The organism is Wolbachia endosymbiont (group B) of Limnophora tigrina, from assembly GCF_964263235.1.
In the GTDB taxonomy this organism is placed as follows: Bacteria; Pseudomonadota; Alphaproteobacteria; order Rickettsiales; family Anaplasmataceae; genus Wolbachia.
In genome coordinates this window covers 753958-768143 of record NZ_OZ181655.1, presented here as the reverse complement: position 1 = coordinate 768143, position 14186 = coordinate 753958, and the positions used below count along the sequence as shown (strand labels likewise).

The window sequence follows — 14186 nt, the reverse complement described above, 5'->3', positions numbered from 1 at the left end:
TATTTTGTTTGCTGTTATTGTTAGTAATAGTAAATATATTAAAATCTAAAGTATAATGAAAACTTATTCAGAAATTTTCGAATACTTTCAAGGCTTAAATAAAAGTATTTCTCTTATCAGGAGGTGTCTTTGACATAGAAAAATTAAAGTTGCGTCTTGAAGAGCTGGACTCCCAAGCGTCGAATGATAATCTGTGGCAAGACAATCAAAAGGCACAAGAAATTTTAAAAGAACGTTCTAAAATTAAGAATGACGTAGAGTCGTTTTTAAAGCTGGAAAGCGACTACAGCAACGCTATCGATTTAATGAAATCCGCTATTGATGAGAATGATGAAGAATTTTTCTCTGAAGTTGAAAATGAATTAGCTAAGCTAGAGAAATTAATCAAGTGTAAAGAAACAGAGTCCTTATTTACTGGTGAAGCAGATAATAATAACTGCTTTTTAGAAATCCACTCAGGAGCTGGTGGAACAGAGAGCAATGATTGGGCTGAAATGCTGATGCGCATGTATGTAAGGTGGGCAGAAATTTATCACAACTTTAAAGTTGAAGTTGTAGAAAAATTAGAAGGAGAGTCGGTTGGTATAAAGTCTGCAATGATAAAAATCGTTGGAGAAAAAGCTTATGGGTGGGCAAAAAGTGAAAGTGGAATTCACAGGCTGGTTAGAATATCGCCATTTGATGCAAATGGTAAACGTCATACCAGTTTTGCAAGTGTAGGAGTAACTCCAGTGATAGAAGATTCAATTGATATTGCTGTGGATGAAAAGGATCTAAAGATCGACACCTACCGTGCTTCCGGAGCAGGCGGTCAGCACGTGAACAAGACTGAAAGTGCGGTACGCATTACGCATATTCCAACTGGTGTTGTAGTTCAATGCCAAAATGGTCGTTCTCAACACAGAAATAAAGATGAGGCGTTAAAATTACTTAAAGGACGTTTATACCAAATTGAACTGGAAAAGAAAGAACAAAAGATGGCTGAAGAATATGGTAAAAAATGCGATATAGGCTGGGGCAATCAGATCAGATCGTACGTTATGCATCCATATCAAATGGTGAAGGATTTAAGAACCGGACATGAAGTGGGTAATATAAATTCTGTTTTTGATGGTAATATAGATTGTTTCATAGTTAGTGTACTTACTAATCAAAATTAGGTAGGGTTGACTTTCTTGTCACAATATATGATAATTAAAATATTGTTAAAGTAGGAGTAAAGTTATGACAATGAGCAATGATGAGTGGAGAAAAGTATTAACTGATGTAAATGCTTACGCAGATTATTATAAAAATAATATAATTACAAAAATACAGGAGAGGTTGCAATCATATCCTGAATACGAAGAGTGGAAACAAGATAATTTTAACGTAAATCATAAATTTACTGTTTTTGACGAAACACTGTTATATTTAGCTGTTGAAAATGACTGTTTAGTATTGGTAAATGTTCTATTAGGAATAGAAGGTATAAATGTTGATGCAGTAAACGAATATAATGGATATACTCCTTTGCATTTGGCTTGTGCAAATGGTCAAATAGGAGTAGTAAGTCTTCTATTGAAAAGAGAAGATATAGATGTTAATGCAATAAATGAAGCTGGGTATACCCCTTTAGATTTGGCTTGCGAGAACAATGAGGCAAAAATAGTAACCCTCCTATTAAAAAGAAAAGATATAAATGTTAATGCAGGTGAAAATGAGGGGGTTCCTTTACATTGGGCCGTTAAGCAGAGCAATGTACAGGTAGTAAATTTTCTATTGAAGATACAAAATTTAAATGTTAATACAATAGATGGATTTGGAGATACTCCTTTAAAGTGGGCTATTATATACAAAAATATAGAGATAATAAATTCTCTATTAAAGAGAGAAGATATAGATATTAATATATTAGATAAAAATGGAAGTACTCTCTCACATTCAGTTGTTAAATGGGGAAACACGGAAATAGTTAAGACTTTACTAAAAATAAAAAAAATAAGTGTTAATGAAACAGATAAAGATGGACTTACTCTTCTACATTCAGCTGCTCAATATGGAAATGTAGGAATAGTAAGTGTGCTAATAGCAGAAGGTATAAGTGTTAATGCCATAGATGAAAATGGATGTACTCCTTTGCACTATGCTGCTGAAAACGGCCATAAAGAGGCAATAGATATTCTAATGGCGAAAGGTGCAGATCCTTTATTGAAAAATAAGGATGGTAAAACTCCAATGGATCTTGATAAAAGCGGATATATAAAGCAATTTTTAGAAAAGAAGGCGATTAAAAGCGGTATTATTGCCGGCTGTGCAACTGCGGCACTCAGTACTGCTATAGCAGTGGCACTTTTGCAACCGGGACAGTTGCAGTTGAATTGATGTCTATGATGATAGCAGCAGCTATAGTTACAGCAGCGGCACTAGCAGTTGGTGGTATTACATATAGCATATTAAAACCTAGTACTAAAATGGACGAAACGAAAGAAGCGCAAAACGTAAATGGGAATGTGCTAGGAGGTGGCAAGGCGGCAGCTTGACACAGTTTATAGTATCAAGTTAAGCTTAAAATATGATTGAATAGTTGTGTGTATAATTATTAATCTTTTCTAAGCATTTTTACTATGGCTATTTCTAAGTTTCTCGATCCTAAGAACGACTTTGCCTTTCGGCGTATTTTTGGCTCTGTAAATAATAAGGACATTCTTATTCACTTTCTTAATGATATGCTAGGCCTTACTGGTGTTGATCAGATAGAAGATGTTTCTTTCTTAAGTCCCATTCAGGCCCCTGATATTGCTTCTCAAAAGCAGAGCATTGTTGATGTTCTCTGTACTGATTCTGCTGGAACCCAGCTAATTATTGAAATGGTGCGACCTGAAAGTCTTCGGTCATATTGTTTAAAAGGAGAGGAATTCATTCAGAAAGAAACTGAAAGGATTCTAAAACTTATTAAACCAGATGTTTTGCCATCTGAGTCTATGCATCAGTGCGAATCGGGTAACCAGTTGGTGCCGAGCGATGCGGACAATGAACCTCCTCTTGAAAAAGAAGATGCGTAATCGTAAGAGGAGCATAAACTACAAGCATCATGTGGTTGGAGGGCTAGGCTAAGTGGTATGGTGAACTTAAGTGAAGCTTCATAAGTATCGTAACGATTAAGGAGCTAAAGATGCTGATAAGCTCCGACCAAAAGGTAATGTGACATTTTTCATTTCTGGATGTACGCAAATAATCGGTATAGAGAAGTCACCTAACCCACTATTGTATGACAGAAGGAACAGGGTAAGCCTGTATTTTCGCCTATATGGCAGGCAAACCGCAAGGAATGCTGATGGATGTGCAGGTAAAGGATAATGGAGAAAGCGAATGCCATTTTGTAACGAAATGGATAGAATTTGTAACATTAATTCGCGTGAAAACGAGCAGACTTCCATTTGGTCCTTCGTGACAAGAAACTTTGTTAACCACTTAAGGTAGGAAAGCAGATGATTACAAGTAAAACTGTAAGTGCACCCACCAACAACTCCGAAGTATGGAACCAGTTATCCTGGAAGAAATGCCAAAAAGTTGTTATGAGGCTACAAAGACGTATTGTTAAGGCTGTCCAACAAGGAAGATGGGGTAAGGTGAAAACTTTACAACATCTTCTCACACGCTCTTTTAGCGGCAAAGCCTTGGCTGTTAAGAGAGTAACTGAAAACCAAGGAAAAACCACAGCAGGTGTGGATGGTCAACTTGCAATGCTAAATTTCAAGGAATAAAGCTGTTAAAACAAAGAGGATATAAACCTTCTCCGCTCAAACGAATTTATATCAGTAAATCTAATGGCAAAAGAAGGCCTCTTGGTATACCCATGGTTAGAATTAACTGCACCTAAGTCCAGTCAGTATTCGGGATATGTTACTATTACTCATCCATTCCATCCATGGAAGGGACAAAGTTTTCAAATATTATCAACAAAAAACTTTAATAATCGTGATATATTTAGTTTGAGAACGTTGGCACGTGGTACAGTAGGTATTTCACGTGATTGGACAGACAAAGCAGATCCTAATCCTTATCAAATCCTTACTGATTTATCGCCTATTTTATCGTTTTCCCATCTTCAGCAGTTAGTTAAATTGGTTACCGACCTTGATCAAGCTAAAAATAGCAAGGAGGTTGATCAATGACTAACGCAAGAATGATTATAGGAAAGAAATTATGCCATCGGAAGGAAAAACCTCCGTAATGAAGCATATTCCTATGGAGAAGAAAATTCTGCATAGTTGGTTAAAGGCTGGTTTCCTAGAGTCAAAAACCTTGTATCCCACAACTGCTGGCACTCCGCAAGGAGGTATAATTTCTCCAATACTAGCTAACTTTACCTTAGATGGTCTTGAACAGTTATTAGAAAGTAGCTTTGGTAAATTAGGTAGCAAAAGAAGAGGAAAAATCAGAAGTGGAGTGAATGTAATCAGGTACGCAGACGACTGTGCGCCGTAGAAACACGTGAAGTGTTGAAGCTGTGCAATAGATGAGGGAGGGCCCCTCGGAGCCGGTTTGCAAGAGCAGGCTTCAAACAGCCATAAGCTGCTTTGGTAAAGAGCTGAGGACTTAAAAGAGATAGCAGAAAAAGCGCCAATAATAAAGCTAGCATATGATGAATTAGACAAGTTTCGTTGGAACGAAAAAGATTTAGTAGCTTACGAAGAAAGAATAATGGATCTACGGAAAGAAGAAGCCATTCTTGAATACAGACTTGATCTTGCTGAAGAGAAAGGTAAAAAAATTGGTAAAGAGAAAGGAAAAATTGAAGGGAAAATTGAAGGGAAAATTGAAGGGAAAATTGAAGTTGCAAAAGCAATGCTGGCTAAGAATGTTGATGTCAACACTATTGTCAAGTTTACAGGCCTTTCTATTAGTGAGATTGAAGAATTAAGTGGAAATCTGTGAACGGTTACACTTGGAAAACCTTTGTGGCATAATTTAAGTGGGCAGCGTAGTCTACGATTACCGCATAATTTACTATATAGATATTCCAGAACATACAGACTTCAATTGAACACAGAAAAGATTCTTATCAAAGTTAACTTACCCTTATTGTCAATAACTATTAGCTAAAGACCAGTTCTTGTTAAGTTACAGTAAAGAAATGAGTCATATATAGCTAAACTGACTTAGATTTACCGACAATTTGAAAAACCATCATTCCGCTACTAGTTAGCGGATGAGATACCGCGGGTGTTGCTTGGGTCAGCTATAGAATATAGATCAGAAGTGACAGAGCTTAAAAAAAGGCCTAATATAACACAAAAAGCTTTATGAAAATCAGAGTTGGAGTAATAGGCTGCTTAGGCAGAATGGGCAAGAAAATACTCAATGAATTAATTACAAATACCGAAGTGGAAATAGCAGGTGCTGTTGCCCGCTCAGGCAGTAAGTACATAGGCTTAGATATTGGACCAATTATAGGCTATGGTTCTAATCTAGGAATTAAAGTTACTAACTCTATTAGTGGCATATTTGAGTCATCTGACGTTGTAATAGATTTTACAACTAAAGAATGTATGTTAGACTGCCTTAAAGCAGCTGTAAAATTTAAAACACCGCTAGTTAGTGGCACAACTGGAATAGAAGGTGTCGATTTAAAAGAGTATGCTGCTGAAGTTCCAATATTATGGTCAGCAAATATGAGTGTTGGGGTTAATGTGTTGCTGAAATTGGTAAAAAAAGCTGCTGAGCTTTTAGGTAATGAATATGACGTTGAGATTTGGGAAATGCATCATAACTTAAAAAAGGATTCACCATCTGGAACAGCTATAGAACTTGGCAAAACAATTGCTAACGCTTCAAAAGTGGATTTTCAGTCCAATCAATATTTACATAGTGGTTCAAACATAAGAAAAAAGGGGGGAATAGGTTTTGCAGTATCTCGTGGAGGTGGAGTAATAGGAGATCACAGCGTGATGTTTGTTAATTCTGATGAACGGATAGAACTAAACCACAAAGCAATTGATCGCACAACATTTGCTAGAGGAGCTGTTCAAGCAGCAGTATGGCTATATGAAAATAAAAGAGAAATTCCGGGGCTCTATTCAATGCAGGATGTGATATGAGCAATACACGTGCCTCTGTTAAAGATTTAAATCTCTGGTATGGCTCTAAGCAAGTTTTATTCGATATAAATTTGAATATTTATAAAAGAAAAGTTACTACTTTTATCGGACCATCTGGGTGCGGTAAATCAACATTTTTGCGTTGTTTTAATCGTATGAATGACTATGTACCTGGATGCAAAACTGTTGGTGAATTAGATATCGATGGGCTGGGTGATATATATTCACGCGATATGGATGTTGTGCTACTCAGAGCAAAAGTTGGCATGGTATTTCAAAAGCCAAATCCTTTTCCAAAATCAATATATGACAATGTTGCTTATGGGCCAAAACTGCATGGTATGGTGAAGGATAAGCAAAAATTGAATGAGATGGTGGAAAATAGTTTAACTAAAGTTGGCTTATGGGAAGAATTAAAAGACAGATTGCAAGATAGTGCACTCGATTTATCCGGTGGCCAACAACAGAGGCTATGCATCGCTCGCGCAATTGCAGTGAAGCCAACTATTTTATTAATGGATGAACCGTGCTCCGCTCTTGATCCAATGGCAACCAATGCAATCGAAAATCTTATACAAGAGCTGAAATTAAGGTTTACTATAATTATGGTAACTCATTCAATGAAGCAAGCTAAAAAGTTATCTGATAGTGTAATTTTCTTTCATAATGGCAGAATTGTTGAGTCTGGAAGCACTCAAGAAATATTCGAAAATGCTCAATCTCCCTTAACAAAGGAGTATATCCTGGATCATTAAATTTCTGTCATCAAAGTAGCTTGGCTACTTTAAAAAATGTATCCATATCTGTCGTTCAGCATGGTATAGCTAAACTGACTTAGATTTACCGACAACCATCATCCCGCTGCTTGTTATAGCTAAAGTGGCTTAGGTTTACCTACAATTTGAAAAACAACAAATTCGTCATTCCGCTACTAGTTAGCGCCGCCGCGGTATGACGTAGGGAAACCTTTCTTGGGTTAGCTATAGAGATACCGCCGCGGTATGACGTACTGACTTGCACTAGCTATAGATCTAAAGTGAAACTTGAGTGAGAAATATTTAAGTGTATTAAATAGGACTTGATCTGACACTTAAAATAAGTAAGTTATAAAATAATAAAAGAAAGGAGTGTTAGAAATGAGTACAATACAAACAAAAATACTAAAACCAAAGCTAGGGTTATTAGAGCTAGCAAAACAACTAGGAAATGTATCTCAAGCATGCAAAGTGATGGGATACTCAAGAGATACATTTTATCGGTTTAAGGAGTTATATGAAAATGGAGGAGAGGAAGCATTACATGAAATAAGTAAGAAAAAACCGCTATTAGCGAACAGAGTTTCCGACGATATAGAAAGAGCAGTGATTGGTATAGCAACAGAATTTCCAGCATATGGGCAAGAAAGAGCTGCAAATGAACTGAGAAAAAGAGGTATAATAATTTCTCAGGGAGGAGTAAGGTCTGTATGGCTAAGAAATGACCTTGAAACTCTCAAAAAGAGACTTAAAGCGCTAGAGACAAAAGTAGCTTAAGAAGGAATCATTTTAACTGAAGAACAACTTACAGCTTTAGAAAAAGTTAAAGAACAAAGGGAAGCTCATGGTGAAATTGAGACACAACATCCAGGTTATTTGGGTTCTCAAGATACCTATTATGTGGGCAATATCAAAGGTATAGGGCTAATTTATCAGCAGACTTTTGTTGATACTTATTCGAGAGTTGCAATGGTTAAACTTTACACGGACAGAACAGCTATTACAGCTGCAGACCTCCTCAACGATAGAGTTATTCCATTTTTTGATGAGCAGAAAATTCCATTATTACGCATTCTAACTGATAGGGGTACAGAGTATTGTGGCAAGCCAGAAAATCACGCTTATCAGTTATATTTGGGAATCGAAAATATCGATCATTCTAGAACCAAAGCCAACTCTCCACAAACCAATGGCATATGTGAAAGATTTCATAGAACCATGCAAGATGAGTGTTACAATATTATCTTTAGAAAGAAAATCTACAATTCTTTGGAAGATCTACAGATTGATGTTGATTATTGGTTGCGTTCTTATAATGAGACAAGGTCTCACTCGGGTAAGTATTGCTATGGCAAAACACCTATGCAAACGTTTTTTGATAGTAAATATATTGCTTTTCAGAAAAACATTAGTAGCATTAAACAAGAGCCTGATATTAGTTTTGACTACCTCAATTCTTCTGTCAGTTAATTCTTGTCTGTCACATTAAATCTTGTCTTTTACAATTGAGGTTAGGGAATGTTCAAAAAAGTGTGTCAAACCGCATTTTTAACTCAACTCAATTTTCAATCTACCAGGAAAGAAAATATCAAGTTGAGATATAGTTAAAGCCCAATTAGGTATAGCCATAGTGGGAGTGTTAAATAAACCATACGCGTCAAGTTAAGGCCCAATATAGCACCATTTAAACTTGTTTGTTACATTTATTTTTTGGGAAATTTTGATCTAAAATAAGATAATTCTTTTAGAAGAGTCTATAAATTACTAGCTTTATTACTTAATATCTAAAATAATTTTTACCACTTTTCTTTATACCTGACTTGGAAACAAAAGAATCTTAATCCCTTTCAAAACCTTCTATCTATTGTCTCTTAAGCCACACCTCTGAACGGATACATATATTTCTAGACTCCTGATACAATGTTGAACATTTTTTTTGCATTTTGAATTCTATGGTATTTTGTTTAACATTGAAGCAAGAGTCCAGGCACTGCCTTTGTGTTTGAGGCAAAACCGGCTATAACACTTAACACACCGCCTTTGCAAACAAATGTTCGTACAGCTATATGCTGCACACTAGAATAACAGAAAGCAGAAACCTTACTTAATTGGTTTAAAATGATTCGTACTCCTTCCCTTTTGAAGAAAAACACTCAACTATAGGCGATATAATGTGCTCATTCACTTTTTTAGCAGCAAATTCTATCATCATAGCCGCAAAAAACCCTGCAACTGGCGCTATTACCCCTATTGTTGCGCCTGCTAAAGCTGCAGAGCCCATTCCAAGCATTGCGCCAGGAAAAATAGCAGTCGCAGCTGCAGCAAGGCCAACTCCAATTGCAGCACTTGCAATGCATATACAAGCAGACTCGAAAAGATCTTTTTTGGAGAATTTTCCTTTTCTTGCATTATCAAATATAAAAAATACAGTTAATAATGTTATAGGAATGGCGGCAACAATTCCACCTATAACCAAAGGTGACAAAGCTGTGAAACTCAATCCCAAACCTATAAGTGCACCTGTTACTGATGCTACACCACAAAATATTAAAAAGCTTTTAGTATCGTCATCCATACAACCTCCATAATAAATTGATATATTACCACTTGTTCATATTCCTGTAAAGCAGAAAATTTTAGTGGGGCGAGCGACCAGGATCGAACTGGCGACATTCAGTACCACAAACTGACGCTCTACCAACTGAGCTACGCCCGCCAAGATATAAAATATCTAACATACGAGCGCAAATAGTCAATTGATTATTTAACTCTCCTTTTGTAGAGGGTTTTAAGTTTAGCCAATAAATATTTTCATTGATACTTTTACTATTATAGTTAATTGTATTGACACTAATGAAGTAGTGGTATGTTTAAAAGTATTTTCACATTTAGTTTTTTTACGGCTATTTCAAGGATCTCAGGGTTAATAAGAGATGTATTAATTGCTACAGTTATTGGTGCAAACTCTCTTGCAGACATATTTTTTTCTTCGTTTCGTTTTGCCAATCTATTTCGCGGATTTTTTGCAGAGGGAGCATTTACCACGTCCTTTATACCGTTATATTCAACAGAATCACACGATGATAAAAAGGCATTTAATTTCGCAAGTAGTGTAATATCAATTGCATTTATTATCCTAGTAATTTTTTGCCTTATCATGCAAACTCTCTCCCCTTATATGATTCAAATTTTTGCTCCTGGATTTGACCAAAGTAAGTTTACCCTTACTGTTACTTTATCAAGAATTATGATGCCCTACATAATCTTTGTTTCAATTGCATCACTTATTGGTGGAATGCTGCAAGTAAAGCAGCATTTTGCTTCAACAGCTATTGCACCAATCGTTTTGAATCTCTGTTTAATCATCAGTTTGTTTGTGCCTTACGTAAAAACTCCAGCGCACAACCTTTCTATAGCTGTCCTTATAGGAGGAATTTTCCAGCTACTTTTGATACTATTTAGTGCATACAAGTTAAAGGCAGCTTTTTCTTTTAGCCTTGAATTAAGTAATGAAGTAAAGTTGTTTTTTAAGCGTGTAATACCCGCAATTCTCAACAACTGTGTGACTCAAATAAGCTTATGGATTGATACAATTATGGCAAGTTTTATACCAAATGCAGTTTCTTATATATATTATGCCGATAGACTAAATCAACTACCGCAGGGAATAATCGGTACTGCAATCGGTACAGTGCTTCTTCCTTTAATTTCAAAAAAGGTAAATAATACTGAAAATATAGTCAAAATACAAAGCAAGGCTCTCAACATAGGATTAATGTTAATTATGCCAACAACTGCTGCCTTTATTATTATTCCCGACACAATTTTACTTACGCTTTTTTCTTACGGTAAGTTTGATCATTATGCAGTGCAGCAAACTGTTCCTACGTTAGTAGCATTTTCTCTTTCTTTACCTGCATTTATTATAAATAAAGTATTGCTACCAACTTTTTTTGCTAAAGGCAGTCTGAAAATACCAACTATATTCTCATTAATATGTCTTGGAATTAATGTAGTGTTGAACCTTTTGTTGATGAACAAGTACCAGCATACAGGGATTGCTATCGCTACTTCTGTTTCCACTTGGATAAATTCTATTCTATTAATTAGTTATTTAACAATAAATAAAATGTATAAGGTTAGCCAAGCGTTATTGTTAAATATCATGAAAATTTTTGCAGCAACGGCAGTCATGTCAATAGCCCTTTATATTTTTAATTCTTTGTTGGCAGGATTATTTTTTGATAAAATATTGGCTCGTATTGTTTATTTAACGACTTTAATAGCTTTGAGTGTTATTGTCTATTTTGGTACTCTTTACCTAACTTTTATAGGGAATTTGAATAATTTGAAATATGTATAAACTAGATCTTTTGCTAAAGGAACAGCAAACGGTGTCATCCCAGTGCTTGACACTGGGATCCAGAAATTTTGTTGATTGTATGATCTGGAAAACCTTGTTTAAGTCACACTGGATTTCAGTGTTACACATACAACTGTATGAGTGTTGTGATTTGAAAGCAATTTCCACCGGGAAGGGTGTCATCCCAGTGCTCAGACACTGGGATCCAGCTTCTCATGCAACCTCATCAAAAATGTTGTGTTTTAACATAAGACTAGCTACTTTTTTGCTAACCAACTTAATGTCTAATCAAATTTTCTGGATCCCAGTGTCAAGCACTGGGATGACAGGAGTGGGTGCTGGGATGACAAAGATAGACACTGAGATGACAAAGGTAGGAAATAGAGTAACTCCATTGCAATTAAGAGGCATATTATGAAGCTCTCAATATACGCCATATTATCAATCTCGCTGCTACTCATTCTCATGCACGTTGCTGCAACTTTCAAAGATTGGAATGGCTACAAGGGATATATCATAAAAGAGTTGGAGAGAACGTATGATGCTAAAGTGCATATTGGAGGAAAAATTAAAGTTTCACTCATTACTCCAAAGCTCACTATTTATAATGTATATGTACAATACAATGAAAATAAAGAGCAAAAGTTATCAGATTTAATTAGTGTAAGAAAAATTGAAATAAGGCCATCGTTCCTATCGTTGCTTTTACTCTCGTTGCAACCAAAGTCAATTACATTGCTTGGCATGAAAAGCAACAAAGAAAATTTAATTAATATTATAAATACAAAAGCCAGTGGTAACACAGTCGATATAGTAATAAAAGACAGCCAAGTAAGTTTTAACGCTGATATTATGAACATAAAGGAAGTTGCTGTAAAAAAAAATAAGCAGTTTTTTGGTGAAGTAAAGGTAGGTGATAATAATTACGATTTTTCAGGAAAGGTTAATATCACAAAAAAGAATGTATACATTAGTGTTGAATCAAATTTTGTAAATTTGCTATTTACAGGTAATAGAAATCAAGAAGAACTCCAGGGTAATTTAACACTAACGATTAATAATAGTTCCGGTTCTGTGAGTGATTTAGCAAAAATCATTAATCTTAGCTTTCTCTCTTGTGTTATTCCTAGCGAAAATATTGAGATATCATCTAATATCAACCTCGATGAAAATGAGTTTACGGTAACTGACTTGAAAATTGATTCCAAAAGCATGCAAGCCAGTGGTACAATACAAAATGATAGAAAAGGCGATCACACTAATCTCAATATTAGCTTCAGCAAAGTTGACTTAGATTCCATACAAAATGATTCACAAAGAACAACGAATATGAAAGACCTTCTGGAATGCTTTAGAGCAGTTGTGCCAAAGAACTTGAGCTTAAATTTTAATATGGAAGCTTCTAACATTCAATATCAAAACAAAATATTGGACAATTTCCGTGCTGTACTAAAATCCACTGATGGCAAAGTAAAAGTTAATACGCTTCTTAAATTTCCTGGAATCAATAATATATCTTACTTATCAGGAGAGATCTCAAATAATAATGCCCTATCTGAATTCGACGGTGATTTATTAGTCGAAGGAAATGATTTTGAGTCATTCATTTCATGTTTTTTTCCTTCTATAAAGATGAAAGAAAACCAGAAAAATCAATTTACACTAAGTTCTAAACTGCACCTTGCACCAAGAATATTATCTATCTCAGACATTAGACTGCTAAATAATAAGGAATCCTTGCAAGGGTCAATTAGAGTAAGCCACACAAAAAAACGCAGTGTGATTGATGGTGAATTTAGCATGCATAATCTTGATGCAGATAAATATGATCATTCATTATTTAGCAGTTTATCTAAAATGCAACGGCTGAAAAATTTTCAGTATGATGCAAATATAAAGGCCAGTGTTAATAACCTTACATTGAATGATACGAAAATTAAAAATTTGGATTTTTTGCTGAAAATGGAAAAAGGTAAGCTAGTTGCAGATAAAATAAAACTATCTGGAGAAGATTTCGATATTACCGGTAATGCAAAAATATTAGTAGATCAAAAATACGCCAAACCTTTATTAGATGTGAACCTTACGGGCAATAAATTTAATGGAAATATCTTTAAATTACCAAATTTAGTAGAGCTAAAAAGAAATTCAAGAAATAAGATAGATCAAATTCAATGGTCAACAAAGCAGCTTGATTTTTTGGATGACAAAAAAGGCTTTGATGCAAATGTGCAAATCAATACTGCAGAATTTAAAACCGAGCAGAATGTTTTGAAAGATTTTAATTTGGATGCGGTAATGAGAAACAACGTTGTCACTATCAGGCAAGCAAGTTACGTATTAGAACACGGGCAAGTGTTTTTTCAGGGTTATTTAAGATCAGACTCAATGAATACAAGATTTTCTATTGTAAATTTGGACACTAAAAAGATTGGTAAGGTTATAGGAATTGACAATGTAAATGGTCAGGTAAGCTTAAATGGTGAAATCAAAACTCAAGGAAAAAGTTTTCATGATTGGGCTAATAGCTTATCAGGAGATGTAAACCTACAAGCGCAGGGAATAGAAGTTACTAATGTAGATTTCAATTCATTTATCACTAATTTGTTAAGCAGTAAGAATAAGTCTGAAATTTCCACATTTGCTTATGTTGATATATATAATGGCAGTACATTTTTTGAAAATATTAGCGGAAAAGCAAGTATTAAGAGTGGTATATGTTCAACTAGTTTACAATTCGGGATTGATCAAGCATCAGGGTCGATCTCTTCTAATTTAATCTTATCTAACTTTGCTTTAGTTTCTATATTCAGGTTCTTTTTCATACCACCAAACCATAGTAATCCAATCTATATCGATATGCACTTGAATGGCCCTATTTGGCGTCCTAAGATGAGTTTTGATGTAGACCAAATCTTCACCGCTTTGGCTGGCAAGAAAAATAGTTAATTTACTTAGGTTAGTGGACAATAGGCTTTTTGCATT

At 35.1% G+C, this 14186-nt stretch carries 14 protein-coding genes, 1 tRNA gene and 2 pseudogenes; 15 read left to right on the top strand and 2 right to left on the bottom strand.

Annotation, left to right across the window (positions count from 1 at the left end; translation table 11 throughout):
* Nucleotides 1-55 precede the first annotated feature (55 nt).
* From prfB to ACE38O_RS03840, 12 genes and pseudogenes are all read left to right on the top strand, one after another.
* Nucleotides 56-1160, top strand: a protein-coding gene (gene prfB, locus ACE38O_RS03895; RefSeq protein ID WP_374698307.1) for a peptide chain release factor 2 whose coding sequence is annotated in 2 segments (ribosomal slippage) — nucleotides 56-130 and nucleotides 132-1160 — 1104 coding nt in all. Because the reading frame shifts where the segments join, the coding sequence is not laid out codon by codon here.
* Between the two features lie 64 nt (nucleotides 1161-1224).
* Nucleotides 1225-2364, top strand: a complete 1140-nt coding sequence (locus tag ACE38O_RS03890) for an ankyrin repeat domain-containing protein (RefSeq protein ID WP_374698306.1) — start codon at nucleotides 1225-1227, stop codon at nucleotides 2362-2364.
* Nucleotides 2364-2522, top strand: coding sequence for a hypothetical protein (locus ACE38O_RS03885; protein ID WP_374698305.1), 159 nt, complete (start codon nucleotides 2364-2366; stop codon nucleotides 2520-2522). Before ACE38O_RS03890 ends, ACE38O_RS03885 begins: the two co-directional genes overlap by 1 nt.
* Nucleotides 2523-2606: 84 nt before the next feature.
* Nucleotides 2607-3044 carry a PD-(D/E)XK nuclease family transposase gene (locus ACE38O_RS03880; RefSeq protein WP_374698304.1) on the top strand — a complete coding sequence of 146 codons (438 nt, stop codon included), beginning with the start codon at nucleotides 2607-2609 and terminating at the stop codon, nucleotides 3042-3044.
* A 245-nt stretch (nucleotides 3045-3289) separates the two neighbouring features.
* The gene (locus ACE38O_RS03875; RefSeq protein WP_374698303.1) at nucleotides 3290-3433 is read left to right on the top strand and encodes a hypothetical protein; all 144 of its coding nucleotides are present in this window, start codon (nucleotides 3290-3292) and stop codon (nucleotides 3431-3433) included.
* 37 nt (nucleotides 3434-3470) lie between these two features.
* Nucleotides 3471-3746: a reverse transcriptase N-terminal domain-containing protein gene (locus tag ACE38O_RS03870; protein ID WP_374698302.1), complete on the top strand. Its 276-nt coding sequence runs from the start codon at nucleotides 3471-3473 to the stop codon at nucleotides 3744-3746.
* A 63-nt stretch (nucleotides 3747-3809) separates the two neighbouring features.
* The gene (locus ACE38O_RS03865) at nucleotides 3810-4157 is read left to right on the top strand and encodes a DUF5372 family protein (protein WP_374698301.1); all 348 of its coding nucleotides are present in this window, start codon (nucleotides 3810-3812) and stop codon (nucleotides 4155-4157) included.
* Between the two features lie 31 nt (nucleotides 4158-4188).
* Entirely contained in the window at nucleotides 4189-4470 is a 282-nt protein-coding gene (locus ACE38O_RS03860) for a reverse transcriptase domain-containing protein (RefSeq protein ID WP_374698300.1), read from the top strand.
* Between the two features lie 105 nt (nucleotides 4471-4575).
* Nucleotides 4576-4920, top strand: a pseudogene (locus ACE38O_RS03855) (transposase); the annotation flags it as partial.
* Between the two features lie 368 nt (nucleotides 4921-5288).
* Nucleotides 5289-6083, top strand: coding sequence for a 4-hydroxy-tetrahydrodipicolinate reductase (gene dapB / locus ACE38O_RS03850; protein ID WP_374698299.1), 795 nt, complete (start codon nucleotides 5289-5291; stop codon nucleotides 6081-6083).
* Nucleotides 6080-6838, top strand: a complete 759-nt coding sequence (pstB, locus tag ACE38O_RS03845) for a phosphate ABC transporter ATP-binding protein PstB (protein ID WP_253307333.1) — start codon at nucleotides 6080-6082, stop codon at nucleotides 6836-6838. Before dapB ends, pstB begins: the two co-directional genes overlap by 4 nt.
* 381 nt (nucleotides 6839-7219) lie before the next feature.
* A pseudogene (locus ACE38O_RS03840) lies at nucleotides 7220-8308 on the top strand (IS481 family transposase).
* 643 nt (nucleotides 8309-8951) lie between these two features.
* Here the strand turns inward: ACE38O_RS03840 and ACE38O_RS03835 are convergent.
* Entirely contained in the window at nucleotides 8952-9413 is a 462-nt protein-coding gene (locus ACE38O_RS03835) for a hypothetical protein (RefSeq protein ID WP_374698298.1), read from the bottom strand.
* A 65-nt stretch (nucleotides 9414-9478) separates the two neighbouring features.
* Nucleotides 9479-9554: transfer RNA gene (locus tag ACE38O_RS03830), tRNA-His, on the bottom strand.
* Nucleotides 9555-9704: 150 nt separating this feature from the next.
* Here ACE38O_RS03830 and murJ point away from each other — a divergent pair.
* Genes murJ through ACE38O_RS03815 form a run of 3 tightly spaced genes read left to right on the top strand, consistent with a single transcriptional unit; the run spans nucleotide 9705 to nucleotide 14150 of the window.
* Nucleotides 9705-11201, top strand: coding sequence for a murein biosynthesis integral membrane protein MurJ (murJ, locus tag ACE38O_RS03825; protein ID WP_374698297.1), 1497 nt, complete (start codon nucleotides 9705-9707; stop codon nucleotides 11199-11201).
* Complete coding sequence (locus ACE38O_RS03820) at nucleotides 11194-11619, top strand: WPE palindromic element domain-containing protein (RefSeq protein ID WP_374698296.1); 426 nt, start codon at nucleotides 11194-11196, stop codon at nucleotides 11617-11619. The genes murJ and ACE38O_RS03820 overlap by 8 nt, the downstream gene beginning before the upstream one ends.
* Entirely contained in the window at nucleotides 11616-14150 is a 2535-nt protein-coding gene (locus ACE38O_RS03815; protein WP_374698295.1) for an AsmA-like C-terminal region-containing protein, read from the top strand. Before ACE38O_RS03820 ends, ACE38O_RS03815 begins: the two co-directional genes overlap by 4 nt.
* Nucleotides 14151-14186 lie beyond the last annotated feature (36 nt).

Coding starts and splice junctions, on each gene's coding strand:
- ACE38O_RS03890 (WP_374698306.1), top strand. CDS start 1,225: ATGACAATGAGCAATGATGAGTGGAGAAAAGTATTAACTGATGTAAAT.
- ACE38O_RS03885 (WP_374698305.1), top strand. CDS start 2,364: ATGTCTATGATGATAGCAGCAGCTATAGTTACAGCAGCGGCACTAGCA.
- ACE38O_RS03880 (WP_374698304.1), top strand. CDS start 2,607: ATGGCTATTTCTAAGTTTCTCGATCCTAAGAACGACTTTGCCTTTCGG.
- ACE38O_RS03875 (WP_374698303.1), top strand. CDS start 3,290: ATGGCAGGCAAACCGCAAGGAATGCTGATGGATGTGCAGGTAAAGGAT.
- ACE38O_RS03870 (WP_374698302.1), top strand. CDS start 3,471: ATGATTACAAGTAAAACTGTAAGTGCACCCACCAACAACTCCGAAGTA.
- ACE38O_RS03865 (WP_374698301.1), top strand. CDS start 3,810: ATGGCAAAAGAAGGCCTCTTGGTATACCCATGGTTAGAATTAACTGCA.
- ACE38O_RS03860 (WP_374698300.1), top strand. CDS start 4,189: ATGCCATCGGAAGGAAAAACCTCCGTAATGAAGCATATTCCTATGGAG.
- dapB (WP_374698299.1), top strand. CDS start 5,289: ATGAAAATCAGAGTTGGAGTAATAGGCTGCTTAGGCAGAATGGGCAAG.
- pstB (WP_253307333.1), top strand. CDS start 6,080: ATGAGCAATACACGTGCCTCTGTTAAAGATTTAAATCTCTGGTATGGC.
- ACE38O_RS03835 (WP_374698298.1), bottom strand. CDS start 9,413: ATGGATGACGATACTAAAAGCTTTTTAATATTTTGTGGTGTAGCATCA.
- murJ (WP_374698297.1), top strand. CDS start 9,705: ATGTTTAAAAGTATTTTCACATTTAGTTTTTTTACGGCTATTTCAAGG.
- ACE38O_RS03820 (WP_374698296.1), top strand. CDS start 11,194: ATGTATAAACTAGATCTTTTGCTAAAGGAACAGCAAACGGTGTCATCC.
- ACE38O_RS03815 (WP_374698295.1), top strand. CDS start 11,616: ATGAAGCTCTCAATATACGCCATATTATCAATCTCGCTGCTACTCATT.